The organism is Aeromonas sp. FDAARGOS 1418, from assembly GCF_019048585.1.
GTDB classification, from domain to species: Bacteria; Pseudomonadota; Gammaproteobacteria; order Enterobacterales; family Aeromonadaceae; genus Aeromonas; species Aeromonas caviae.
Genome location: NZ_CP077387.1, coordinates 1752016 through 1776791, shown reverse-complemented (window position 1 = coordinate 1776791; position 24776 = coordinate 1752016). Strand labels below are relative to the sequence as shown.

At 63.9% G+C, this 24776-nt stretch carries 20 protein-coding genes; 11 read left to right on the top strand and 9 right to left on the bottom strand.

Annotated features, from left to right (window positions below; all coding sequences use genetic code 11):
• Positions 1-131: 131 nt before the first annotated feature.
• The 3 genes from I6L48_RS08530 to pepE all read left to right on the top strand — a co-directional run bounded on the left by I6L48_RS08530 (position 132) and on the right by pepE (position 3561).
• The gene (locus tag I6L48_RS08530; RefSeq protein ID WP_216988064.1) at positions 132-2099 is read left to right on the top strand and encodes a PhnD/SsuA/transferrin family substrate-binding protein; all 1968 of its coding nucleotides are present in this window, start codon (positions 132-134) and stop codon (positions 2097-2099) included.
• Between the two features lies 1 nt (position 2100).
• Complete coding sequence (locus I6L48_RS08525; RefSeq protein ID WP_216987949.1) at positions 2101-2712, top strand: response regulator transcription factor; 612 nt, start codon at positions 2101-2103, stop codon at positions 2710-2712.
• Positions 2713-2832: 120 nt separating this feature from the next.
• Positions 2833-3561: a dipeptidase PepE gene (gene pepE / locus I6L48_RS08520; protein ID WP_216987948.1), complete on the top strand. Its 729-nt coding sequence runs from the start codon at positions 2833-2835 to the stop codon at positions 3559-3561.
• A 66-nt stretch (positions 3562-3627) separates the two neighbouring features.
• Here pepE and I6L48_RS08515 read toward each other — a convergent pair whose 3' ends face one another.
• Genes I6L48_RS08515 through I6L48_RS08505 form a run of 3 tightly spaced genes read right to left on the bottom strand, consistent with a single transcriptional unit; the run spans position 3628 to position 6701 of the window.
• On the bottom strand, positions 3628-5166 hold the full coding sequence (locus I6L48_RS08515) for a DHA2 family efflux MFS transporter permease subunit (protein WP_103858720.1): 1539 nt from the start codon (positions 5164-5166) through the stop codon (positions 3628-3630).
• A gap of 1 nt (position 5167) precedes the next feature.
• Positions 5168-6235, bottom strand: coding sequence for an HlyD family secretion protein (locus tag I6L48_RS08510; protein ID WP_216987947.1), 1068 nt, complete (start codon positions 6233-6235; stop codon positions 5168-5170).
• Positions 6236-6272: 37 nt separating this feature from the next.
• Positions 6273-6701: a MarR family winged helix-turn-helix transcriptional regulator gene (locus I6L48_RS08505; protein WP_045523708.1), complete on the bottom strand. Its 429-nt coding sequence runs from the start codon at positions 6699-6701 to the stop codon at positions 6273-6275.
• 122 nt (positions 6702-6823) lie between these two features.
• Between I6L48_RS08505 and fumC the strand changes: the two genes are divergently transcribed.
• Positions 6824-8215 (top strand): class II fumarate hydratase, encoded by a 1392-nt coding sequence (gene fumC, locus I6L48_RS08500; protein WP_216987946.1) that lies wholly within the window; start codon positions 6824-6826, stop codon positions 8213-8215.
• A 122-nt stretch (positions 8216-8337) separates the two neighbouring features.
• Here the strand turns inward: fumC and I6L48_RS08495 are convergent, their stop codons facing one another.
• On the bottom strand, positions 8338-8775 hold the full coding sequence (locus tag I6L48_RS08495) for a VOC family protein (protein WP_010673262.1): 438 nt from the start codon (positions 8773-8775) through the stop codon (positions 8338-8340).
• 398 nt (positions 8776-9173) lie between these two features.
• On the opposite strand from I6L48_RS08495, the gene putA reads away from it, so the two are divergent.
• Entirely contained in the window at positions 9174-13121 is a 3948-nt protein-coding gene (gene putA / locus I6L48_RS08490; protein ID WP_183149473.1) for a trifunctional transcriptional regulator/proline dehydrogenase/L-glutamate gamma-semialdehyde dehydrogenase, read from the top strand.
• 150 nt (positions 13122-13271) lie between these two features.
• Here putA and alr read toward each other — a convergent pair whose 3' ends face one another.
• Together alr and dnaB are read right to left on the bottom strand one after the other, a co-directional pair.
• Entirely contained in the window at positions 13272-14345 is a 1074-nt protein-coding gene (gene alr / locus I6L48_RS08485) for an alanine racemase (RefSeq protein WP_216987945.1), read from the bottom strand.
• A gap of 138 nt (positions 14346-14483) precedes the next feature.
• Positions 14484-15878: a replicative DNA helicase gene (gene dnaB, locus I6L48_RS08480; protein ID WP_039040054.1), complete on the bottom strand. Its 1395-nt coding sequence runs from the start codon at positions 15876-15878 to the stop codon at positions 14484-14486.
• Between the two features lie 420 nt (positions 15879-16298).
• On the opposite strand from dnaB, the gene I6L48_RS08475 reads away from it, so the two are divergent.
• Complete coding sequence (locus I6L48_RS08475; protein WP_010673257.1) at positions 16299-17153, top strand: Tim44 domain-containing protein; 855 nt, start codon at positions 16299-16301, stop codon at positions 17151-17153.
• A gap of 195 nt (positions 17154-17348) precedes the next feature.
• Here the strand turns inward: I6L48_RS08475 and ushA are convergent, their stop codons facing one another.
• A complete protein-coding gene (gene ushA, locus I6L48_RS08470; protein WP_041211202.1) occupies positions 17349-19019 on the bottom strand; it encodes a bifunctional UDP-sugar hydrolase/5'-nucleotidase UshA in 1671 nt (556 codons plus the stop codon).
• A 248-nt stretch (positions 19020-19267) separates the two neighbouring features.
• On the opposite strand from ushA, the gene I6L48_RS08465 reads away from it, so the two are divergent.
• The 3 genes from I6L48_RS08465 to I6L48_RS08455 all read left to right on the top strand — a co-directional run bounded on the left by I6L48_RS08465 (position 19268) and on the right by I6L48_RS08455 (position 21022).
• Complete coding sequence (locus I6L48_RS08465) at positions 19268-19606, top strand: DUF2956 domain-containing protein (protein WP_041211201.1); 339 nt, start codon at positions 19268-19270, stop codon at positions 19604-19606.
• A 115-nt stretch (positions 19607-19721) separates the two neighbouring features.
• The gene (locus tag I6L48_RS08460; RefSeq protein WP_010673254.1) at positions 19722-20057 is read left to right on the top strand and encodes a hypothetical protein; all 336 of its coding nucleotides are present in this window, start codon (positions 19722-19724) and stop codon (positions 20055-20057) included.
• A 98-nt stretch (positions 20058-20155) separates the two neighbouring features.
• Entirely contained in the window at positions 20156-21022 is an 867-nt protein-coding gene (locus I6L48_RS08455) for a tetratricopeptide repeat protein (RefSeq protein WP_113069759.1), read from the top strand.
• A 69-nt stretch (positions 21023-21091) separates the two neighbouring features.
• On the opposite strand, the gene I6L48_RS08450 is transcribed toward I6L48_RS08455, so the two are convergent.
• Together I6L48_RS08450 and fkpA are read right to left on the bottom strand one after the other, a co-directional pair.
• On the bottom strand, positions 21092-22495 hold the full coding sequence (locus tag I6L48_RS08450; protein ID WP_113069758.1) for a sigma-54 dependent transcriptional regulator: 1404 nt from the start codon (positions 22493-22495) through the stop codon (positions 21092-21094).
• Between the two features lie 148 nt (positions 22496-22643).
• Positions 22644-23453: an FKBP-type peptidyl-prolyl cis-trans isomerase gene (gene fkpA, locus I6L48_RS08445; RefSeq protein ID WP_029313875.1), complete on the bottom strand. Its 810-nt coding sequence runs from the start codon at positions 23451-23453 to the stop codon at positions 22644-22646.
• Positions 23454-23572: 119 nt separating this feature from the next.
• Between fkpA and I6L48_RS08440 the strand changes: the two genes are divergently transcribed.
• The gene (locus I6L48_RS08440) at positions 23573-24541 is read left to right on the top strand and encodes a WD40 repeat domain-containing protein (RefSeq protein ID WP_113069757.1); all 969 of its coding nucleotides are present in this window, start codon (positions 23573-23575) and stop codon (positions 24539-24541) included.
• Between the two features lie 14 nt (positions 24542-24555).
• Complete coding sequence (locus tag I6L48_RS08435; RefSeq protein ID WP_010673249.1) at positions 24556-24771, top strand: SlyX family protein; 216 nt, start codon at positions 24556-24558, stop codon at positions 24769-24771.
• The last annotated feature ends 5 nt before the right edge of the window (positions 24772-24776 follow it).

Genomic DNA, 24776 nt, shown 5'->3' with positions numbered 1-24776 from the left:
CAGCCCTGCTGAACTGTGACCGGGGCGGCGTTTGCCACCCCTCCCGGCCCCCGTTCGCGTGCAAGCGCACGTCCCGGTGATAGACTGCCCCTTTGCATAGAGAGGAGATCCCCCTGCACGCCCCAGTCCCCTTGCCCCTGCTCAGCCTGCTGCTCTGGCTCGCCCTGTCAGCACTGCCGCTGCGGGTGCAGGCCGCCCCGCCCCCCTCTTCGCCAGCGCCGGCCCGACAGGAATCCGCACCATCCCAGGCCACGCCGGTGCAGGCCTTGGCCGAGCCGATACGCATCGGCGTGCTGGCAACCCGCGGCCCGGCCCTGGCCAGAGCCCAGTGGCAACCGCTGCTGCGCTGGCTGGCACAGCGCGTGCACGGCCATCGCTTCGTGCTGCATCCGCTGGGGCTCGATGAACTGGCCGAGGCCGTCGCCCGCGAGCACCTCGATTTCGTCATCACCAACCCGGGCCAGTCGGTGAGTCTGGCGCGCCAGTATCCGCTGGCTTGGCTCGCCACCCTCAAGAGCCCGGCCGGGGGAGACAACCTCGCCATCGGCGCCGCCCTGGTGGTGCCTGCCCAGGCCCCCTACCGACACTGGCGTGATCTCGAGGGGCAATCGGTAGCCGCCGTCTCGGAGAACGCCTTCGGCGGCTACCTCGCCTATCGTTTCGAGGCGGGCGAACAGGGAGTTCGGCTGGAGCGCTTCTTCTCCACCGTGCAGTTCACCGGCTTTCCGCTGGACCGGCTCATCGAGCAGCTGGCGGCAGGGGAGGTGGCCGCCGCCATCGTACCGGTGTGTCAGCTGGAGCGCATGGAGCGGGAGGGCAAGATCGCCAGGGGAGCGTTTCGGGTGCTGGACGATCGGGCGCCGGCCGGCTTTGGTTGCCAGAGCTCGACCCGGCTCTACCCCAACTGGTCCTTCGCCAAGGCAGAGCGGGCCTCCCCCGCGCTGGCGCTGGCGGTAACCCGCGCGCTGTACGATCTGCCCTCTGATAGCGAGGCGGCCATCGCCGCCGATTCGGCGGGCTGGACCGTGCCCACCAGCGAGCTTGCCATCGACCGCCTGCTCAAGGCGCTGGATCGCCACCCGCTGCAGGGCCCCTGGTGGCAAGCGGCCTGGCACTGGCTGCGCCAGCATCAGCAGTGGGGCTGGGGTGCTCTGGCGCTGGTACTGCTGCTGGGGGGCCACCACCTGCTGCTGCAGTACCTGTTCAACCGCAGCCAGCGCCGGCTGCTCAAAGCCCGCCACCAGCTCGAGCAGAAGGGACGCCAGCTGGCACAGGCCAGACGGCTCGCCGAACTGGGCGAACTGGGCGCCAACGTGGCTCACGAGGTCAATCAGCCCCTCAGCGCCATCGCCAACTACAGCCAGGGAGCCTTGTTGCGACTGGACAAATTGGCACAGGATCCGACCCAGTCTGCCGCCCAGGCCTCCCTGCGTCAGGCCCTGGAGCAGATAGGGCTCCAGGTCCAGCGCATCACCCAGACCGTCAACCGGCTCAGGGCCCGGCTGCAAAAGCGCCCTCCCCGCTTCGCGCCTTGCGACCTGCCCACCCTGGTGGCGGAGTTGCGCCCCCTGCTGGAGCAGATGCTGGCGCCCCTCGACGTCGCCTTCACCCTGCACTGGCGAGGCCAGCCGCGCCCGTTACCTCTGGACGGCACCGGGATGGAGCAGTTGCTGGTCAACCTCATCAAGAATGGCGCCGAGAGTGCGGCGCAGAGGGCAGCTAAGAGGGCAGCGAAGAGTGCGCGCCCCGCTGTTCACTCCCCTGCTCACCCCACTACGCAAACACCGTCACAGGCGCCTGCCCGGGTCGAGCTGCTGATCGCCTTCGAGGCGCAGAACCTGCTGCTGGAGATCCGCGACAACGGCGCCGGCCTGAGGATCCCCGTGACCGAACTGCAGCAGGCGTTTTACAGCGACAAGCCGGACGGCATGGGGTTGGGGCTGGCCATCTGCCGGGAGGTGGTCGAGAGCCATCGCGGCCAGTTCAGCCTGGAGAACCTGAGCCCCCACGGCTGTCTGGCCCGGGTCATTCTGCCCGCGCCGCCACCCGAGGATCCCGCCTCAGCCACCCCCACCCATCCGCCGACACCGAGGAACTGAGATGACGTCCCCCTCCCGCCCCCCGCTCTATCTGGTCGACGACGACGAGGCCGTGCTCGACTCCCTGCGCTACATGCTGGAGAGCTGCGACGAGCGACAGCTGTTCAGCTTTACCGATGGCGAGCGCTTCCTGGCAGAGGTCGACCTGCACCAGCCCGCCTGCCTCATCCTCGACTGCCGCATGCCGGGGCTCTCTGGCCCCGAGGTACAACAGCGGCTGAAGGCGGCCCAGAGCCCCATCGCCATCCTGTTTCTCACCGGCCACGGCGAGGTCCCACTGGCGGTGGAATCCCTCAAGCTGGGGGCGGTGGATTTCTTGCAAAAACCGGTGCAGCTGGCCCCCCTGCTCGCCGCCATCGAGCGGGCCGAGCAGGCGACGCAGGCGGCGGCCACCCGCCTCGCCCAACTGGCCGCCTTTGAGCGCCTCACCCCGCGCGAACGCCAGTTGTTGCAGCTCATCGCCCGGGGCCACAAGAACCAGCAGATAGCGCGGGATCTCTGCATTTCGGTGCGCACCGTCGAGGTGTGCCGCGCCAGCCTGATGAAACGCCTGGCGGTGAACTCCCTCGCCGAGATGCTGCTGCGCTACGCGCAGGTGAACGAACAACCCTGAGTGGCCTGCAACCGTACAAAACGGGCCGGGATCACACATTTGGCGCTTCGATGGCGGTAGAGTGCCCTCTTCTCTTCACCAGGATCGCCCGGGTCCTGCGCCTTGTTTCGAGGACACATCATGGAACTGCTTCTGCTCAGCAACGGTAAAACCACAGAACACCCCGGCCTGCTCGGCTGGGCCCGCGACCGGGTGCAAACCCTGCTCGCTCGCAACCAGGTCAAGCGCATCCTGCTCATCCCCTACGCGGTGATCCGCAGCGACTGGGATGCCCGCGCCCGGGAGCTCACCGAGAGTCTGGGGGTGGACGCCATCAGCATCCATCACTTCGACGATCCGGTGGATGCCATCAACCGGGCCGACGCCATCTTCATCAGCGGCGGCAATACCTGGCTCCTGAACCAGCGGCTGCACGAGTATGGTCTGGTGGTCCCCATCCAGCGTGCGGTGCGCGAGCGGGGCGTGCCCTATGTGGGCTGGAGCGCCGGCTGCAACGTGGCCACCCCCAGCATCCGCACCACCAACGACATGCCGGTGTGCAGCGCCGTGGTGCTGCCTGCGCTGGGGCTCTTCCCCGTGCAGATCAACCCTCACTATCTGGACGCCAGCATCAGCGGCCACATGGGGGAGACCCGGTACGAGCGTCTGGCCGAGTTCTGCGCCATCAACCCGAGCGAATCCGTGGTGGCCCTGCGCGAGGCGAGCCTGTTGCAGATCGGCAGCGATCACATCGAGTACTGGAGTGCCCGGGGCGAGACCTTCAAGATCTTCAAGCACGGCGAACCCATCCGGGAATACGGGGACGCTGCGCCTCTGGCAGCGCTCACCCCCTTCACGCCGGCACGCTGATCCTGCCAAACGACAGAGGGATGGCCTGCGCCATCCCTCTTTCTTTGTTGCTCGCCCCTTCGTGATTCACTCCAGAATGGCCATCTCCTCCCGAGAGCCGCTGCGCCCGGGAGCCCTCAGCAACACCACCAGCGGCACGGCGCACAGGCTGACCCACATCATCAGGCGAAAATCCTGCAGGTAGGCGAGCAGGCTGGCCTGCCGGGTCACCTCGCCGTTGATCATGGCCAGCCCCTTCGGCGTCATCAGCTCCGCCATGCCCCCGCCCTGATGCAGGTTGACATTGAACGGGGTGATGTAGGCGGCGAACGCCTCGTGGTTCATCTGGGATCGCTGGGCCAGATAGGTGATCACCACCGAGATGCCGATGCTGCTGCCGATGTTGCGCACCAGGCTGAACAGCGCCGTCCCCTCGTTGCGATAGCGCGGCGCCAGGGTCGCAAAGGTGATGGTGGAGAGGGGCACGAAGATGAAGCCGAGCCCCAGCCCCTGGATGATGCCGGTGCGCACTATGTCCCAGCTGCCGATGTCCGTGTTGAACAGGGTCATCTCCCACATGGAGAAGCTGGTGAGCAGCAGCCCTGACAGGATGAGGTAACGGGCGTCCACCCGGCCCGACAGCCTGCCCACCAGCATCATGGCAACCATGGTGCCCACCCCGCGCGGGGCGAGCAGGTAACCCACGTCGATCACCGGGTAACCCATCAGCCCCTGCATGAAGGGAGGCAGCAGCGTCATGGTCGCCAGCAAGATGATGCCGACGATGAAGATGAAGAGCAGACCGACGCTGAAGTTGCGATCCCGGAACAGGGCCGGTTCTATGTAGGGGTGCGGGTGGGTGAAGATATGCACCACGAAGAGGTAGAACGCCATCACCATCAGGGCGGTCTCGATGACGATCTCCCGGCTGGCGAACCAGTTCTGGGACTCTCCCCTGTCCAGCGCCATCTGCAACGCCCCGATGCCGAGACTCAGCAGGGCGAACCCCAGCAGATCGAAGCGGCGGCTGGCATCGATCTTCGTCTCCTCGATGAAGGCGGCAAGTCCGAACCAGGCCAGCAGGCCGAACGGCAGGTTGATGTAGAAGACCCAGCGCCAGTTGTAGTACTCGGTGAGCCAGCCCCCCAGCGACGGCCCCAGAATGGGGCCCACCATGACCCCTATCCCCCAGAGCGCCATGGCGGAGCCGTGCTTCTCTGGCGGATAGGTGTCCAGCAGCACCGCCTGTGAGAGGGGCACCAGACTGGCACCGAAGATCCCCTGAAGCAGGCGGAACAGCACTATCTGATCCAGGCTCTGGGCCGCGCCGCACAGCATGGAGGCAACGGTAAAGCCCGCCACCGACCACATGAACAGCCTTTTGCGGCCAATTCTTGCCGAGATGAAACCGGTCAGCGGCATGAAGATGGCGGCCGCCACTATGTAGGAGGTGAGCACCCAGGAGATCTGATCCTGGGTCGCCCCCATGGCTCCCTGCATGTGGGGGAGGGCGACGTTGGCGATGGTGGTGTCCAGCGCCTGCATGATGGTCGCCACCATCACCGACAGGGTGATGAAGGTGCGACGGGAAGCCTGGTCTGCCTGCCCTGTGGCTGCGCTCGTCATATCAACCTCGACCTGACAGGCCAGGCAGGGTGCGCTGATGGCCGGTGTCTATCTCGGCGGTGGCACTCAGACCCGCCCTCAGGGTGGGCAGATCCGCTCCCGAATCCAGCTTGATCCGCACTGCCACCCGCTGGGCGATCTTGACCCAGTTGCCGGTGGCGTTCTGGGCCGGGATCACCGAAAACTCGGAGCCGGTGGCCGGGCTAAGGCTCTCTACCACACCGGTCCAGTGCGCATCGGGGTAGGTATCCACACTGATGTCCACCTTCTGGCCAGGTTGCACATGGGTCAGCTCCGTCTCGGTGAAGTTCGCCTCCACCCAGGGGGTGTCGGTCTCTACCAGCATCATGGCGGTCATGCCCACCAGATTGTACTGGCCGGGCTTGGGCAACTGGCTGGCGATGCCGTTGGCGGGGGCATAGATGGTGGTGCGAGCCAGATCCAGCCTGGCCTTGGCCAACTCGGCCGCGGCCTCCTGATAGGCGGGCTGCTGCTCCACCGGCAGGTTCACGTCCCCGCTGAGGGAGGCTTCAATCTTCTTGAGCCCCTCCTCCAGCGCTACCTGCTGCTGGGCGGTCTGTATGGTGAGCTGGCGGGCATCGTCGTAATTGGCGGTGGAGGTGAAGTGCCTGGTCACCAGATCCGCCTGGCGATGCTCCTCCTTCAGGGCATAGGCATGGCGGGTGCGGGCCACGGCGATCTCCGCCTGCTGGCCGCGATAACTGGTCTGCAGCGCCACCAGATCGGTGCGCACCTTCGCAAGTTCCGCCTCGGCCTTGGCCACGGCGACCCGGAAGGACTCCTGCTCCAGCTCGAACAGCGGCTGGCCGGCCCGGACCTGCTGGTTTTCCTCGACGAACACCTTGGCCACCCGGCCCAGCACCTCGGTGCTGATGGGGACCTTGTCCGCCTTCACATAGGCGTTGTCCGTCTCCACATAGCGCCCGCCCTGCAGGTAGATAACGCCCGCGCCGATCAGGGCCAGTGCCGGCACCACCACCAGCAACAGCAGGCGGGTGCGGCGCCGGTTGGCGGCGGGACGGGAGGAAGAGGGGGAATCAGTGGTCATGATATGGCTCCACGTTGGTTGGCATCACAGGAAAGCATCAGAGGTGGCCGAGGTTGGCACGCAGGATCTTGAGGGAGCGGCACAGCGCCTCGGTCGCCTCCTCCCCCAGCTCGCCGATGGCCCTCTGATGCACCAGATCGGACGCCTGTTTGATCATCGCCAGATAGGGGGCGGCCCCTTCGGTCAGATGGAGCTGATAGGCCCGCCTGTCATGGGGGTCGCTGCGCCGCTCCACCAGGCCGCTCTCCGCCAACTGATCGAGCTGACGGGCCAGGGTGATGGGCTGGATGTCGAGTCGCTCCGCCAGATCCACCTGGCGGATCCCTTCGCTGCGTGCAATGTGCACCAGAGCCCTGGCCTGGGCCAGGGTGAGGCAGCTTCCCTCCAGCTGCTGCTGGAACTGGCGGCGCATCAGGCGCTGGACGTCGCCGATGAGAAAGCCAAGGGTGTCCGGTTGTTTGTTCATGATATGCAACCCATATAGTAAGCTTTGCTTATTATAAGCAAAGCGATGTTATGTGCAAGCTGGCCCCGGCCGCCGTTTGAGTTCATGCTGGGGATCACCACCCCAACGGCAGGAGAAACGCGATGAACATCAGGATGGAGCGGGACAGCCTGGGGGAGATAGCCGTCCCGGCGGACAGGCTCTGGGGGGCCCAGACCCAGCGCTCCCTGCATCACTTCAACATCTCGGGGGAGCGCCAGCCCATGGAGATCATCCATGCCCTGGCCCGCATCAAGTCCGCCTGCGCCCGGGTCAACCACGCCCTGGGGCTGCTCCCCGCCCGCAAGGCCCAGGCCATCATGGCCGCCGCCGACGAAATCCTGCGCGGCCTGCACGACGCCGAGTTTCCCCTGATGGTGTGGCAGACCGGCTCCGGCACCCAGACCAACATGAACCTCAACGAGGTGCTGGCAAACCGGGCCAGCGAACTGCTCGGCGGCCCCCGGGGGGAAGCGCGGCTGGTGCATCCCAACGACGAGGTAAACAAGAGCCAGTCCAGCAACGATGTCTTCCCGAGCGCCATGAACCTGGCGGCGGTCACCGCCATCACGCAGCTGTTGCTGCCGGCCCTCGCTGCCCTGAAGCAGACCCTGACAGGCAAGGCCGCCGCCTTCGACCACATCGTCAAGATTGGCCGCACCCATTTGCAGGATGCCACTCCCCTCACCCTGGGCCAGGAGATCTCCGGCTGGGTCGCCCAGCTTGAACAGGGGGAGCGCCATCTACGGGCCGCCCTGGCCCATTTGTGCGAGCTGGCGCTCGGCGGCACCGCCGTGGGCACCGGCCTCAACTGCCCTCCCGGCTTTGCCGAGGCGGTGGCCAGAACCCTGGCCGAGCAGACCGGCCTGCCGCTCATCAGCGCCCCCAACAAGTTCGAGGCCCTGGCGGCGAGTGACGCCCAGGTTCACGCCCACGGTGCCCTCAAGACGCTGGCAGCCTCCCTCATGAAGATCGCCAACGACGTGCGCTGGCTGGCGAGCGGCCCCCGCAGCGGGCTGGGGGAGCTGCTCATCCCCGAGAACGAGCCCGGATCCTCCATCATGCCCGGCAAGGTCAACCCGACCCAGAGCGAGGCGCTCACCATGCTCTGCGCCCAGGTGATGGGCAACGATGTGGCCATCAACATCGGCGGTGCCAGCGGCAACTTCGAGCTCAACGTGTTCAGGCCGATGATCGCCTACAACGTCCTGCAGAGCGTGCGGCTGCTGGCGGATGGCATGCAGAGCTTCCACGACCACTGCGCCGTCGGCATCACCCCGAACCAGGCCAGGATCGACGATCTGCTCTCCCGCTCCCTGATGCTGGTGACGGCCCTCAACCCCCATATCGGCTATGACAAGGCGGCCGAGATCGCCAAGCGGGCGCACCATCAGGGACTGAGTCTGCGGGAGGCGGCCATTGCCTCGGGCCACCTCAGCGCGGAGCAATTCGATGCCTGGGTGATCCCCGCTGACATGGTGGGTCGCACGCCATAAGGCAGCGCACGGTAATCCCATGGGGCATACCAGCGCAGGTGGCAGGCGCAGCAAATAGGGACTGTGATGGGCAATAAAGATGAAAAGGGCGCCATGGCGCCCTTTTCATTGCAGATCTGCCGTCAGGTCTTGCTCTGGCAGTTGAACATCCAGTGGGTGCCGAACTTGTCCACCAGGGATCCGAAATAGTCACCCCAAAACATCTCCGCCAGCGGCATCTCCACCTGGCCTCCCTCAGCCAGGGCTGCGAACAGGCGATCGGTCTCGCCCCGGCTGTCCGGCTCCAGGTTGAGGTAGCTGTTGTTGCCCTGCACCAGGGTGAACCCCATGCTGGCCGGAGCATCCGTGCCCATCAGCACGTGACCCCCAAGGATGGGCAGGGCCACATGCATCACCAGCTCCCCGTCTTCCTCCGACAAAGGGGGCTGGCCCGGGCAACCCGGGGACTCCTTGAACCTGTGGATGGGGCCGCTGAAGTCACCGCCGAACACTTCGCGATAGAAGAGGAAGGCCGCCTCCGTCTCCCGGGCAAAATTGAGATAGGTACTGACACGCGCCATGGGTTTCTCCTTGTCACCGATAGCTGGCCCCTGTGGCCAGCTAACAGCATAGAAGAGCACGGGGCTCTGTCAGGTGGCGCTCCGCCCCCTTCTGCGCACGGGGGAGCCGCGCTCACAGCCCAGGCTCGGTCGAACACGCAAAAGCGCAACCCGATTCACAGTGGGTTGCACCTCATATAGGCATTCATAAGATGCATTGCCAACCCATTAATAATGCTGTGAAAAGCGGACAAGCGGCGGGCTTGAAAGGAGCCTGATGGAGACCGGATTCATGGAAGAATTCAACAATGTAACCAATATATTAAAATTTCTTGCTTGAAGGTTGCACCTGGTTGCACCATCATCGGCGAAATTTAACCGTCCGGTAATATTGTTACCTTCTAGACACAGGAAGTCCCATGGCCACTACCACCCTCGGCGTCAAACTCGATGAAGCGACCCGCGACCGCCTCAAACAGGCTGCGCAGACCCTGGATCGCACTCCCCACTGGCTGATCAAGCAAGCCATCTTCACCTATCTGGAGCAACTGGATCGCGGTCTGACCCCGCCCGAGCACTCCGGGCTGGCTGCCGCCGCCGGGGAAGAGGCCGTCGAGACCCTGACCGAGCAGGGCATCCAGGTCTTCCTCGAGTTTGCCGAGAGCATTCTGCCCCAGTCCGTGCTGCGGGCCGCCATCACGGGGGCTTATCGCCGCCCCGAGACCGAAGCCGTCCCCATGCTGCTGGAGCAGGCCCGTCTGCCCAAGGAGAAGGCTGACGCGACCCAGAAGCTGGCCATGGGCATCGCCGAGAAGCTGCGCAACCAGAAGAGCGCCAGCGGCCGTCAGGGCCTGGTGCAGGGGCTGCTTCAGGAGTTCTCCCTCTCCTCCCAGGAAGGGGTGGCCCTGATGTGCCTGGCGGAGGCGCTGCTGCGCATCCCCGACAAGGCGACCCGGGATGCCCTCATCCGCGACAAGATAAGCGGCGGCAACTGGAGCCAGCACCTGGGCCAGAGCACCTCATTGTTCGTCAATGCGGCCTCCTGGGGTCTGCTCATCACCGGCAAGCTGGTGGCCACCCACAACGAAGCGGGCATGAACAGCTCCCTCAAGGGACTCATCGGCAAGGGGGGTGAGCCGCTCATCCGCAAGGGCGTCGACATGGCGATGCGCCTGATGGGTGAACAGTTCGTCACCGGCGAGACCATCGCCGAGGCGCTGGCGAACGCAGGCGGCATGGAGAGCAAAGGGTTCCGCTACTCCTACGACATGCTAGGGGAAGCGGCCCTGACCGAGGAGGACGCCAAACGCTATCTGGCCTCCTACGAGCAGGCCATCCACGCCATCGGCAAGGCCTCCCACGGTCGCGGCATCTACGAGGGGCCGGGTATCTCCATCAAACTCTCCGCCCTGCATCCGCGCTACAGCCGCGCCCAGTACGATCGCGTCATGGAGGAGCTCTACCCCACCTTGCTGGGCCTGACCCAGCTCGCCAGGCAGTATGACATCGGCATCAACATCGACGCCGAAGAGGCCGATCGCCTGGAGATCTCCCTCGATCTGCTGGAAAAGCTCTGCTTCGATCCGTCCCTCGCCGACTGGAACGGCATCGGTTTCGTCATCCAGGCCTACCAGAAGCGCTGCCCCTATGTGATCGACTACGTCATCGATCTCGCCAAGCGCAGCCGTCACCGCCTGATGATCCGTCTGGTGAAGGGCGCCTACTGGGACAGCGAGATCAAGCGTGCCCAGCAGGAAGGGCTGGAAGGCTACCCGGTCTATACCCGCAAGCCCTACACGGACGTCTCCTACCTCGCCTGCGCCCGCAAGCTGCTGGCGGTGCCCGAGGCCATCTATCCCCAGTTCGCCACCCACAACGCCCATTCGTTGTCGGCGATTTACCAGCTCGCCGGTCAGAACTACTACCCGGGCCAGTACGAGTTCCAGTGCCTGCACGGCATGGGTGAACCCCTGTACGAACAGGTGGTCGGCAAGGTGGCCGACGGCAAGCTGGGTCGCCCCTGCCGCATCTATGCACCGGTAGGCAGCCACGAGACCCTGCTCGCCTACCTGGTGCGCCGCCTGCTGGAGAACGGGGCCAACACCTCCTTCGTCAACCGCATCGCGGACAACAACATCTCCCTCTCGGATCTGGTGCAGGATCCGGTGCAGCAGATCGAGCAGATGGCCGCCCGTGAAGGGACCCTGGGTCTGCCCCATCCGCGCATCCCCCTGCCCCGGGATCTCTACGGCGAGGCGCGCCCGAACTCCGCAGGTCTGGATCTCGCGAACGAGCACCGCCTGGGGTCACTCTCCGCCGCCCTGCTCGCCAGCACCAACACGGCCTATCAAGCCGTGCCCATGCTGGGTTGCGACACCGAGGCGCCGACCCAGTTCCAGCCCGTGCTCAACCCGGCGGATCACCGCGATGTCGTCGGTCAGGTGAGCGAAGCCACGGTAGCGCTGGTGGACAAGGCGCTCGCCTGCTCCCTCACGAGCGGCCAGATCTGGCAGTCCACCCCGCCAGCCGAGCGGGCCGCCGTGCTGGACAGGGCAGCCGATCTGATGGAATCCGAACTACAACCCCTGATGGGCCTGCTGGTTCGCGAATCCGGCAAGACCTTCGCCAACGCCATCGCCGAGGTACGCGAGGCGGTGGACTTCCTGCGCTACTACGCCGCCCAGGCGCGCAACCACTTCGCCAACGACACCCACCGACCGCTCGGCCCCGTGGTCTGCATCAGCCCCTGGAACTTCCCGCTGGCCATCTTCAGCGGCCAGGTGTGCGCGGCCCTGGCCGCCGGCAATACGGTGCTGGCCAAGCCTGCCGAGCAGACCCCCCTCATCGCGGCACAAGCGGTGCGCATCCTGCTGGAAGCGGGGGTTCCCGCCGGTGCGGTGCAACTGCTGCCGGGCCGTGGAGAGACCGTGGGTGCGGCGCTCATCGCGGACGAACGGGTGCGCGGCGTCATGTTCACCGGCTCCACCGAGGTGGCGGGCATCATCTCCCGCAACCTGGCCGGTCGCCTCGACGCCCAGGGTCGCACCATTCCCCTCATCGCCGAGACCGGCGGCCAGAACGCCATGATCGTCGACTCTTCCGCCTTGACCGAACAGGTGGTGATGGATGTCATCTCCTCGGCGTTCGACAGCGCCGGTCAGCGCTGCTCCGCCCTGCGAGTGTTGTGCGTGCAGGATGACGTGGCGGATCGGGTGATCCGGATGCTCAAGGGCGCCATGGCCGAGTACAAGGTCGGCAGCCCCGAGCACCTCTCCACCGACATCGGCCCCGTCATCGACGCCGAGGCCAAGGCCAACATCGAGCGCCACATCAAGGCCATGGGCGACAAGGGGCGCAAAGTGCACCAGATCGCCCGCACCCAGGGGGATGCCTGCAGCCGCGGCACCTTCGTGCTGCCGACCCTGATCGAGCTCGACAGCCTGGACGAACTGGGACGCGAAGTGTTCGGCCCTGTGCTGCACCTGGTCCGCTACCCGCGCACCCGGCTCGGGGAGCTGCTCGAGCAGATCAACGGCAGCGGCTACGGCCTGACCCTGGGTGTTCATACCCGCATCGACGAGACCATCGCCCAGGTGGTGAACGTGGCCAAGGTGGGCAACCTCTACGTCAACCGCAACATCGTGGGCGCCGTGGTCGGGGTGCAACCCTTCGGTGGGGAAGGGCTTTCCGGCACCGGTCCCAAGGCCGGTGGCCCGCTCTACATGTATCGCCTGCTCGGCGCCCGTCCCCAGGAGGCGGTGGCCAACCAGCTGCACCAGGAGTCCGGTGCCCTGCATGCCGAGGCGAAAGCCCCCCTCGTGGCCCTGCGCGACTGGGCGAGCAAGCAGGATCCTGCCCTCGCCGCCCTGTGCGATCACTACGCCGCGCTCTCCCAGAGCGGCCGTACCCAGTTGCTGACCGGCCCCACCGGCGAGCGCAACAGCTACAGCCTGCTGCCCCGGGAACGGGTGCTCTGTCTTGCCCAGGAGAAGGCCGACCTGCTGGCCCAGCTGGCCGCCTGTCTGGCGGTCGGTAGCCAGGTGCTGCTGCCGGACGATGCCCAGACACGCGCCCTGCTCTCTTCCCTGCCAACCGAGGTGCGGGATCCCATCGCGCTGGTGGCGGACTGGGCCACGGGGGAGACGGACTTCGATGCCCTGCTGCACCACGGCGACTCGGATCAGTTGCGGGAGGTGAGCAAGCTCGCCGCCGCGCGCCAGGCAGCCCGTAACGGCGCCATCATCGGTGTGCACGGCCTGCATCGCGGCGAGACCGACATCCCGCTGGAGCGCCTGCTCATCGAGCACGCCCTCTCGGTCAACACCGCCGCCGCCGGTGGCAACGCCAGCCTGATGACCATAGGCTAAGCGCCGCATAGTGACGGAGACTCAAGCCCCGCCAATGCGGGGCTTGTTCTTTCGTCTCTGGGACACGCCCATGAAAAAGGCCGCCCTTGTCGGGGCGGCCTTTTTGTTCTCCCCTCGCGGGAAAAGGGTTGGGGATGAGGGGCGACTCGCCTACACGTACTCCATAAAGACGCGGGAGGTGAGCTTGGTGATGAGCTCATAGGGAATGGTGCCGATCTGGTCGGCCACCCGCTCCACCGGCAGCCCTTCCCCCCAGAGCACCGCCTCGTCGCCCGCCTTGTCGGTGGCGTCGGGACCGAGATCCACTGTGGTCATGTCCATGGAGACGCGCCCCACCAGCGGCACGATGCGGCCGTTGACCAGCACAGGCGTGCCGTTGGGGGCCATGCGCGGATAACCGTCACCATAGCCGATGGCGATGACACCGAGCCGGGTATCGCGATCCGACACCCAGTTGGCGCCATAACCCACCGGCTCGCCCGCCTTGTGATCCCGCACCGCGATCAGTTGTGTCTTGAGGGTCATCACCGGCTGCAGGTCGTAATCGGCCGCCACCGTATTGGGGAAGGGGGAGACGCCATAGAGGATGACACCGGGGCGGATCCAATCGCAGTGGGAATCCGGCCAGGCCAGGATGCCCGCCGAGTTGGCCATGGCGCGCTCGCCCTTGAGCGGCGTAGTCAGCTGGCTGAACAGGTCGATCTGCTCGCGGGTGGTGGGCTGCTCCAGCTCATCGGAGCGGCTGAAGTGGGTCATGACGTTGAACGGTTGCACCACGTTCTTGCACTTGGCGAGGCGCTCGATAAAGACGGGCATCTCCTCGGCCCGTACCCCGAGGCGGTGCATGCCGGTATCGAGCTTGAGCCATGCTACCACGGGAGCAGGCAGCTCCGCCTGCTCCAGCGCCTCGAGCTGCTCCCAGGTGTGCACCGCGGTCTGCAGGTTGTTGGCCGCCAGCACCGGCAGGTCGGCGGCGCTGAAGAAGCCCTCCAGCAGCACGATGGGCTTGACCACGGCGCAGGAGCGCAGCATCAGCGCCTCTTCGATGCGGGCCACCGCGTAGGCGTCCGCATCCACCAGGGTGCGGGCGACCGGCAGCAGGCCGTGGCCGTAGGCATTGGCCTTGACCACGGCAATGATCTTGCATTGGGGGGCGTGGCGTTTGACCACAGCGAGGTTGTGGCGCAGGGCCGCTGTATTGATCTGGGCGATAGCCGCTTTCATCTGTTTTCCCTTACGAGGGCATGATAATCAGGCACCGGGTGGTGTCAGCCCTCAAATCTCATCGTCTAAGGCCGGACCGGCAGAATTGTCGAACCGGGAAAACTGTTTATGGATGCCGGGAGCAGGCTCCCGGCTTACTTAGTAGTCATCATCAAACGCCGGGCCGGCGTAGTTGTCAAAACGCGAGAACTGACCCTGGAAGGTGAGCCGCACTCGTCCTATGGGGCCGTTACGCTGCTTGCCGATGATGATCTCGGCGATCCCCTTGTCGGGGCTGTCGTCGTGATAGACCTCGTCGCGGTAGATGAACATGATCAAGTCCGCATCCTGCTCGATGGAGCCGGATTCCCGCAGATCCGAGTTGACCGGGCGCTTGTCGGCCCGCTGTTCCAGGCTTCGGTTCAGCTGGGAGAGCGCCACCACGGGGCACTGCAGCTCTTTCGCCAGCGCCTTGAGGGAGCGGGAGATTTCACCGATTTCCAGAGTACGGTTGTCAGACAGCGCCGGTACCCGCATCAGCTGCAGGTAGTCCACCATGATCATACTGATGCCGCCGTTGTCCCGCGCCACCCGGCGGGCACGGGAGCGCACTTCGGTCGGGGTGAGGCCGGAGGAGTCGTCGATGTACATCTTCCCCTTCTCCAGCAGCAGCCCCATGGTGGAGGAGAGCCGCGCCCAATCCTCGTCGTCGAGCTGGCCGGTCCGCACCTTGGTCTGGTCGATGCGCCCCACGGAGGCGAGCATACGCATGATGATCTGCTCGGAGGGCATCTCGAGGGAGAAGATCAGCACCGGCTTGTCGGCGGTGAGGGCCGCGTGCTCGCACAGGTTCATGGCAAAGGTGGTCTTGCCCATAGAGGGACGGGCGGCGACGATGACCAGATCCGAACGCTGCAGGCCGGCGGTCATCTTGTCCAGATCGTTGTAGCCGGACGACACGCCGGTCACCCCGTTGTGGGGGGTCTTGAACAGCTCTTCAATCTTGTCGACGGTCTGCTCGAGGATGAGCTTGAGCGGCTGGGGGCCCTCGTTGGCGCTTGTGCGCTGCTCGGCGATCTGGAACACCTTGCTCTCGGCCAAGTCCAGCAGATCGTTGGAGGTACGCCCCTGGGGCTCGTAGCCCGCTTCGACTATCTCGTTGGCGACCGAGATCATCTCCCGCACCACCGCCCGCTCACGCACGATCTCGGCGTAGGCACTGATGTTGGCGGCACTCGGGGTGTTCTTGGCGATCTCCACCAGATAGGCGAAGCCACCGGCCTCTTCCAGTTGCTCGGAGCGCTCGAGCTCCTCCTGCAGAGTGATAAGGTCGATGGGGTTGCCCGCATTGGAGAGGCGGGTCATGGCCTGGAAGATCAGGCGGTGCGGGCGGCTGTAGAAATCCTTGTCGATCACCCGTTCGGCGACCCGATCCCAGGCCTCGTTGTCCAGCATCAGGCCGCCCAGTACGGACTGTTCGGCCTCAAAAGAGTGGGGAGGTACTTTCAGCTGTTGTGTCTTGGCGTCTTTTTTCGCCGTCACTTGCTCTGCCATACACATAAAAACCGCAGCGGGAAGGGGACGGGAATTTTACAAAAGAAACCCCGCCATCGCGAGTGCTAATACGTCCCGTCATCGCATCCGGCGACAAGACGGGACCCTGGCCTCGTCAGCGTCATCCACTTCTGCGCCGCAGACCTGCCTCACAGTACGAGAAAGGGCCAGACCAGAGTCTGATCTTTCGTTCTTGCTCTTTGCTTGTTGCGCAACCTGCGCACCGAGCGACTCGGCCGTCTGTGTCTCATGGGTGCCCCCCTGTCGGACGACTCAATCTGTTCATGAATAATTCATGCCATCCGTGATAATCATACCCGCAAGCTGCAACACAAAAAGGGACTGGCAGCCTGCCATGCGCCTCGCTGAGCTTGCACAAGCAGAGCATGCCCCCACCTACATGAGAGTGAAAGAGTCAAAATGAAAAAGATGCTGACCCTGTTTGCCCTGATCCTGGCCATTGGCCTTGGGGCACCCATCGCCGAGGCCAAAAAACTTGGTGGCGGCAAATCCTTTGGCAAGAGCTACAAGACGGCCCCGGCCCAACCTGCGGCCAAGCCGGTCGACACCAAGAACCCGACAGTGGGCGCCCAGGCACCCAAGAAAGGCGGCATGATGGGCGGCCTGCTGGGTGGTCTGCTGGCCGGCGGCCTGTTCGCCTACCTGCTGGGAAGCGGTGCCTTCGAAGGTCTGCAAGGGATGGACTTCCTGCTGATCGCCCTGCTGGCACTGGGCGGTGTCTTCCTGTTCCGAGCCCTGCGCAGGAACAAGGCGGCAGCGGCCCAGCCACAGACGGCCTATGCGGGCTATCAACCGCCCCAGAGCGCGGCCCCCCAGCAGTTCGAGCAAAGCCACAGCGCCCCGCAGGCCACCGGTTTTGCCGACAGCGACGTGCCCTTCCGTCTGCCCCCGGGCTTTGACATGAACGGCTTCCTGGCCGGCGCCCGCGATCACTACCGCACCCTGCAAGAGGCCTGGAACAAGAACGACCTGGAGAAGATCCGCGAGTACGTGAGCCCCGAGCTGTTCGAGCACCTCAAGGCCGAACGAGCCGAGCTCTCCGGTGAGCAGCACACCGAGGTGATGTACGTGGACACCCAGCTGGTCCGTGCCGACTACGGCAGCGACTGGGCCCAGGTGAGCGTGCGCTTCAGCGGCCGCTACATGGACCGTCAGGAGCAGGTCGAGGAGGACATCAAGGAGGTGTGGCACCTCGAGCGTGATCTCGCCAAGGACAATGCCCCCTGGCATATCGTCGGCATCGAGCAGCTCTAAGCACGCTCCTCCGGCAAGCATGATAAAGGCGACCTCAGGGTCGCCTTTTATTGCCATCAGATCGTGTCATGCCCTATTTCGGGGCAGCTTCCCGTAGCAGGATATATTTCCCGAGAGACACTGCTGATGATATTGAAAATAAAAAGAGAGGCAGCCATGGCTGCCTCTCTTTTTTATTGGCTCGGGGTGCAGGGATTATTTGCAACCCTCTACCGAGGTGGAGTTGATATAGCTGACCTCGCCGGCCGGCTGATAATCGGCGACCTGAATGGTCTTCTTCGCCGCGATATAATCCTTCAGCACACCGGCATCCACCAGACCGGCATTGATGGTGTCGATCTTCGGATAACCGTCACCACCGGCCGCGCTGAAGCTCGGGATGGAGAAGCTGTAGGTTGCTGCCGGATCGAAGGCCTTCCCGCCGATGGTGGCGATGTCCACGCTCTTGGCCTGGCAATCCACCGTCATCTTGATGCCGCCGAACTGGGCATAGCCACCGGTATTGGCGGTCTTGGTCGCGACCTGACCCAGGTAGGTCAGCAGCTCGTTGCCGCTCATGGTCGCCTTGTTGACGGTGTTGCCGAACGGATGCACGGTCAGCACGTCACGGTAGCTGATGTCCCCTGCCGCGATGGAGGCACGCACTCCGCCGGAGTTGACGATGCCAAAGTCGGTGCTCAGCTTCTCGGCAGTCGCGGTGGTGATGAGACGACCCAGGTTGGTCTGCTTGTTGCGCACGTTGGCGCGCTCACCGTCCAGTACGCCATCGGTGGCACCGATGACCACACCCAGCTCCTGCTGTCCCTTCTCCTGATAGGTGAGCAGGGTGTTGTAGAGCTCGGGATCCTTGACGATCTCTTCCTGAATGAAATCACCGTCCGCGTTCTTCAGGTTGACCGGGATCAGATCGTACTGGGTCAGGGTCAGCTTGCCATTCTGATAGTCAAACTGGGCACGACCCACATACTTGCCCCACTCGTGAGCCTGCATGATCCAGGTGCCGTTCTGCTGATCCGGCTGGCAATCGTCGCCCGGCTTGAAGTCGGCGTACTTGTCCGGGGTGCCCGGCTCCATGCAGACCGGGTTCTGGGAGTGACCACCGATGATGGCGTCCAGGGTGCCTGCCGGCAGCGCACGGGCCATTTCCACGTCACCCGGTGCGTTGCTGCCGTGCTGACCATTCTCGTAATGGCCCATGTGGGTGATGGCAAGAACCAGGTTCGCCTCTTTGTTGTCGCGGATCTGCTTGCCGAGATTGGCGGCTTCCGTGGTCGGATCGCGGAACTCGAGGGTCTGGACGTTGTTGGGATCCACCAGCTGGGCGGTGTCCTCTGTGGTCAGACCCAGAACGGCGACCTTGAGGCCGCTCTCCAGCTTGAACACCTTGTAGGGATCGAAGTAGCGCTTGCCGCTCGTCTTGTCATAGATGTTGGCGGAGATCATCGGGAACTGGGCCCACTGGCGCTGTTTCTCGAGGATGGTCAGGGGGTTGTCGAACTCGTGGTTGCCCACCGCCATGGCATCGTAACGGATGCTGTTCATGGCCATGAAGTCCGGCTCTGCATCCTGCAGATCCGACTCTGGCACCCCGGTATTGACGTCACCGCCGGAGAGCACCAGCACTTCGCTGCCCGCCGCTTTCGCCTCGGCACGCAGCCGCTCGACCAGGGTCTTCTGGGCCGCCATGCCATATTCGCCCTTGTCGTTGTGCCAGAAACGACCGTGGGTATCATTGGTATGCAAAATGGTCAGCTTGCAGACATTTTCGGTGCAGGGGGCGACGCTGTCGTTGCTTGAGGTATTGCAGCCGCTCAATGCGGCAAGCACTGCCAGTGCGATACTTCCTTTGACAAATTTATAATTCATTTCCATATCACCTTGTTATTTTGTTATTGGACGACCCTATCCAGGATCGGGCGGTAATATAACAAACAACATGTGACGGTTTTTCATCGGCGACTCACAAATTCCGCCAAATGTGATCATCCACGCAACCTGTTTCCCCTATTTGGAACAGAGGCCCCCCACTCACAGAGCAATTTCCCCCATGATGGCAGCCCGCCGGTAACGGTTATGGCATACTGCCCGCCAATCAATGCCAAGGAGTGCCTGGAATGGCCAAGTACGACAAAATTTCCCCCGAAACCCAGCAGGAGGCGATGAAGATCGCCCGTGCCAACCAGAAGCCGGGGCAGACCAAGGAGCAAACCCAGCTCATCGCCCAGGGGATCCAGAAGGGCATAGACGAATACAAGAAACAGATGAAAGCGAAGGCCCGCGAGGCCAGCCGCCAGAAGAAACTGCAAGCCAAAGCCAGGCACTCTTCCCAAGAGACACGGGAAGAGGAGAGCGAAGCCGAGGTCATCGAGCTCACCCGCCAGCACCCGCTGCCCTGGATCCTGCTGGTGCTGAGCTGGCTGGTATTTGCCGTGCTCTGGTTCTGGTTCCGCTGATCCTGCCCAGGCAAACCTTTGCCCTGCGATCCGCTTCACAGCCCGGGCGCGGGGGACTGGTCATTCCCCACCCGGACTGCCTACACTCTGCCCCCCTTGTCAGGAGACCCTCATCATGAACCCGGCCCCGCTCTATCTGCTGGCTCCCCTCGCCCTCTTCCTCGTGACCCTGGTGCTCTATCGCATCTCGCCACTGCGGGCGGTTGCCGCCGGCCATGCCCGCTGGTTTATCCTGCCCGCCTTCACTCTCTTTATCCTGCTCATCGTCATCAATGGCGCTGCGGATCCCGCCCTGCGAAGCCCTGCTTTCCACTGGCTGATGCCGGGGTTCGGCTTTGCCCTGAGCCTGTTCCCTGCCCTGCCCAAGGCACTGGTACCGCGCCTGGCTATCAAGGAGGGAGCCTTTGCCGCCCTGGGTCTGATGCTGATGAGCCTTGCCATGGTCTACTGATCGGCAAACGCTGGCGTCACGATGGCGCCAGCCCCCCTTCTTGTACAAAGAATGGCCTTCAGGCATCTTGGTGGGCGGATAACCGGCATGGAGGCCAGATGAACAATCCGCCCGATTTCATGGCGCTGTGGGATTATCAGGATCCCGTTGCCAGCGCCCAGCGTTTTCAAGCACTGCTGCCCGAGGCGCGTGCCACCAACCTGCAATGGGAGCTGGAGCTCCTCACCCAGATAGCCCGTACCCATTCGCTGCAACGCCAGTTTGCACAGGCGCACCAACTGCTCGACGAGATAGAACCCCGCCTCACCGAGGCGACTCCCCGGGCCCGCCTGCGCGCCTTGCTGGAGCGTGGCCGCACCTTCAACTCCGCCGGTGACAAGGCCAGCGCCAGAGCCCTGTTTGAACAGGCCTGGCAACTGGGAGAGCAGTACGAAGAGCACTATCTGGCCATCGATGCGGCCCACATGGTGGCCATCGCCGCCCCCCTGGAGGAGCAGAGCCACTGGCACCAGCTGGCGATGACCCTGGCCGAGCGCAGTCACGACAAGCGGGCGCGAGGCTGGCTCGCCACCCTCTATAACAATCAGGGCTGGACCCTGTTCGAGCTGGGTCGCCTCGACGAGGCCATCGCCTGTCAGCAAAAGTGCCTGGCCTGGCACGAGCAGCACAACAACCAGGGCAAAGCCTTTATCGCCCGCTGGAGTCTGGCGCGCCTGAGCCGGGCCCAGGATCGCCATGAACAGGCCATGGCCGAACTGGCGCAGTTGCGCGACGACATGGCCGCCGCAGGCACCCCCGAGGATGGCTATGTGTTCGAGGAGCTGGGGGAGAATGCACTCGTGCTCAATGATCCCGCGGCGACCGAGTACTTTGCCCGCGCCTGGTTTCTGCTGTCACAGGATGGCTGGTTCACCGCCAACGAGGCAGAACGGCTGGCCAGGCTCAAGCTGCTCGCCAAACTCTGATAAGCATGCGGGGCAGCCAATTGGCCGCCCCGCACATCAGCATGTCTGCCCGGGAGCAGGGATGACGGCTCAGGCCGGACTCGCCTCTTCCCAGCTCTGCTTCTTGCGATAAATCGTGGAAGGGCTTATTTCCAGCAGGGCCGCCGCCTTGGGGATGTTGCCGTCACAACTGGCGATGGCCTGTTCGATGGCCTCCTTTTCCACCTGCCAGAGCGGACGGACCTGCCTGCGAACGACGACGGGTTCTGACTGGGGATCCGCGATCCCGACCACAGGCTCCGGGGCCTGGGTACGCCCCCCGTTGAGGGGAGGTGGCAGGATATCCGGGCTCACCAGCTCGCCATCGTTGAGCACGACTATGTTGCGCACCACGTTTTGCAGCTCTCGCACGTTGCCGGGCCAGGGGTAGTCGAGCAGCACCTGCACTGCGTCCGCATCAAAGTCCCTGAACCGCTTGTTCTCCTCACCGGCATAACGCAGCAGCAACTCCCGGGCCAGCAGCAGTATGTCCTCTCCCCGCTCCCTCAGGGGGGGCAGCGCCAGCGGGATCACGTGCAGGCGGTAGTAAAGGTCTTCACGAAACCGTCCGGCCTTGACCTCCACCAGGGGATCCCGGTTGGTGGCGCAGACAAAGCGCACATCCACCGTCTCCAGCTTGCCGCTGCCGACCCGCTGCAGGGTGCCGGTCTGGATGAAACGCAGCAGCTTGCTCTGCAGGTCGAGATCCATCTCGCAAATCTCGTCGAGGAAGAGGGTGCCGCCGTCCGCCAGACTGGCCGCCCCTTTGCGATCCCCCTGGGCACCGGTAAACGACCCCTTCACGTGGCCGAAGATCTCGCTCTCCATCAGGTCATGGGGAATGGCGGCGCAGTTGAGGGCGATGAAGGGCTGATCCCGACGCGGGCTGCACTGGTGGATGGCCTCGGCGCACACCTCCTTGCCGGTGCCGCTCTCGCCAGTGATGAAGACGGTGGCCTTGCTCGGCGCCGCGCTCTCGATGATGCGATAGACCGCCTGCATCGCCATGGAGGCGCCAATGAAACCGGCAAAGGAGCTGCGCTCGAAGTTTTCCCGATACTGGGCCACCAGCGAGCTGAGTTGCTGGTGCTTCAGGGCATTGCGCGCCGTGGCGCACAGGCGCTTGCCATCGAACGGCTTGGTGAGAAAATCGAAGGCCCCGAACCGCATCGCCTCCACCGCCACATCCACCGAGCCGTGAGCGGTGATCACCACCACGGAACAGGGCAGTTGCCGCTCCGTGATCTGCTGCAAGATGTCCATGCCGGACATGTCGGGCAACTCCAGGTCGAGCAGCACCACGGGGGGCGGGCTTGCCAGCAATTGTGCCAAAGCCTGCTGGCCACAATCTGCCAGCTGCACCTCGTAGCCATCCTGGGCCAGATACTGCTCATAGACGACCGCCAGACTGCGGGTATCTTCCACCAACAGGACACGGGGTTTGCTTTCAGCCACGAGATCCATCCTTGCGCTTGATTTTGTTGTCTATTCTGGGGGCTAGCCGCCACACACTCAAGACGGCCTCATCGCTTTATCCGGGGGATTGCGACAATACACAAGCAAAAACGGCTCCCTGGGGAGCCGTTTTTATGGTGCTTTGAGCTTATTTCTTGGCGTTGTCGCCATCGGCAGCCGGTTTTTCGATGGCCAGCAGCTCTACGTCAAATACCAGCACGGCGTTGGCCGGGATGGAACCTGCACCGTGCTCGCCATAGGCCAGCTTGGACGGCAGGAAGAACTTGAACTTGGAGCCGACCGGCATCAGTTGCACCCCTTCGGTCCAGCCCGGGATCACCTGGTTGAGCGGGAAGGTAGCCGGCTCGCCGCGATCGACGGAGCTGTCAAACTTGGTGCCGTCGGTCAGGGTACCGGTGTAGTGCACCTTGACGATGTCGGTGGCCTTCGGCTTGGCGCCGTCACCCATCTTCTCGACCTGATATTGCAGGCCGGACTCGGTGCTCTTCACGCCCTCTTTCTTGGCGTTGGCAGCCAGGAACTCTTCACCCTTCTTCAGGTTTTCCACGGCATCCTTGTCGGCCTTCGCCTTGGTCAGCTCGTTGATCTTGGCGTCGTATTCCTGCAGAACCTTCTGGATCTCCTCGTCGGTCATCTTGGCTTCTTTGCCCAGACCGTCGGTGACACCCTTTAGGATCACGGTGTTGTCCAGCTTGATGCCGAGCTCCTGCTGGCGCTCCAGGGTATTGGCGATATAACGACCCATGGAGAGGCCGATCGCATAGCCGGATTGCTCTTCAAAGCTCTTGGCCTCAGCCTTGGGGGCCTCTGCCGGCTTGCTGGCTTCTGCCTTGACCTCTGCGGTGTTGGTAGCAGCAGGTTTCTCATCTTTTTGGCAAGCAGTCAGACCGACGGCAACCGCCGCAGCCAACAGGGACACCTTCAGAAAATTGTTCATCAGTTTCTCCAAAACTCTAAATACCGCTCTCGGTTCCTTCGTGAAATGAGAGGTTTATCGTGATAAGCGCCTTATACTAACGCCGTGATCGCAGGTAACGAAAGCATGAGACAGGAAAAATGATCAAAAGTGCCATTTATCTCATCGGTATTTGCCTGATGCTGACGGGGTGCGAACAACGCTCACTTCCCAGCCAGCAGATCCGCCTCGCCAACCAGGGTCTGCTGAGCGCGGATCTCGCCAGTTCCGGCAAGCTCGCGCTCGTCTCCAGCCTGGGTCAGGGCACTGTGGTGTGGGATCTTGAACAGGGCAAGGAGCGCTGGCGCTGGCGCCAGAGCGACGACCAGGAGGAGTTCGTCACCCTGACCCGCTTCTCTCCCGATGACAGCCATGCCATCACCGCCACCCAGCACACCTTCGCCATCTGGCGCTTGCAGGATGGCCGCTCCCAGGGCTACTACTCCCTGCCAGAATCCCGCCTGCGCGATGCGGCGATCTCGGCGGATGGCCGCCGGGTGCTCATCGGCCGTGAAGACGGCAAGGCGGAAGTGGTCGACACCCAGACCGGACGCCGGCTGCAATTTCTCGGCCACACCGAACAGGTCAACACGGTGGATCTCTCCCCCAACGGTCGCTATGCCCTCACTGGCGGCAACGATTACAGCGCCTATCTGTGGGATACCCGCACGGGCCAGGTGGTGTGGCGCTTCAACCACGCCGGGCGAGTCGTGATGGCGAGACTGGATCCGTCCGGACGCTTCGCCTTCACCGCAGACAGTCGCCAGGCCAGCATCTGGGATCTCAAAACCGGCAAGGAGCACAGCCGGTTGCAATACGATCACCGCTTCGAGGTCTACACCAGCGCCCGCTTTGCCAACGGCGGCAACTGGCTCATCACCGGCGCCCCCTCCCGCCAGCTCACTCTGTGGCAGGTGAGTGACGGCCAGCCGTTGCAGAGCTGGCGCGTCTCGCCCCATCCCAAGGTGAAACCGCCGAGCGCTGTGGTCTATGGCGTGGCTTTGCGCGACAATGACCACCTCGTCAGTGCCAGCTCCAGTGGCCTGGCTGAAATCTGGACTATCAAGTAAGGACCAAAAGGCCCATGAGTCAGCAACTAAACGAACGCCTCGAAACCCTGGAAAGCCGCCTCGCCTTTGCCGAATACACGGTGGAGCAGCTCAACGACGAGGTCACCACCCAGGGTCGCGAGCTGGACCGGCTCAAACACCAGATCCATCTACTGGTGGATAAATTGCAGAGCGTACAGCCGAGCCAGATCGCCAGCATGGCCGAAGAGACGCCGCCACCGCACTACTGATGAGT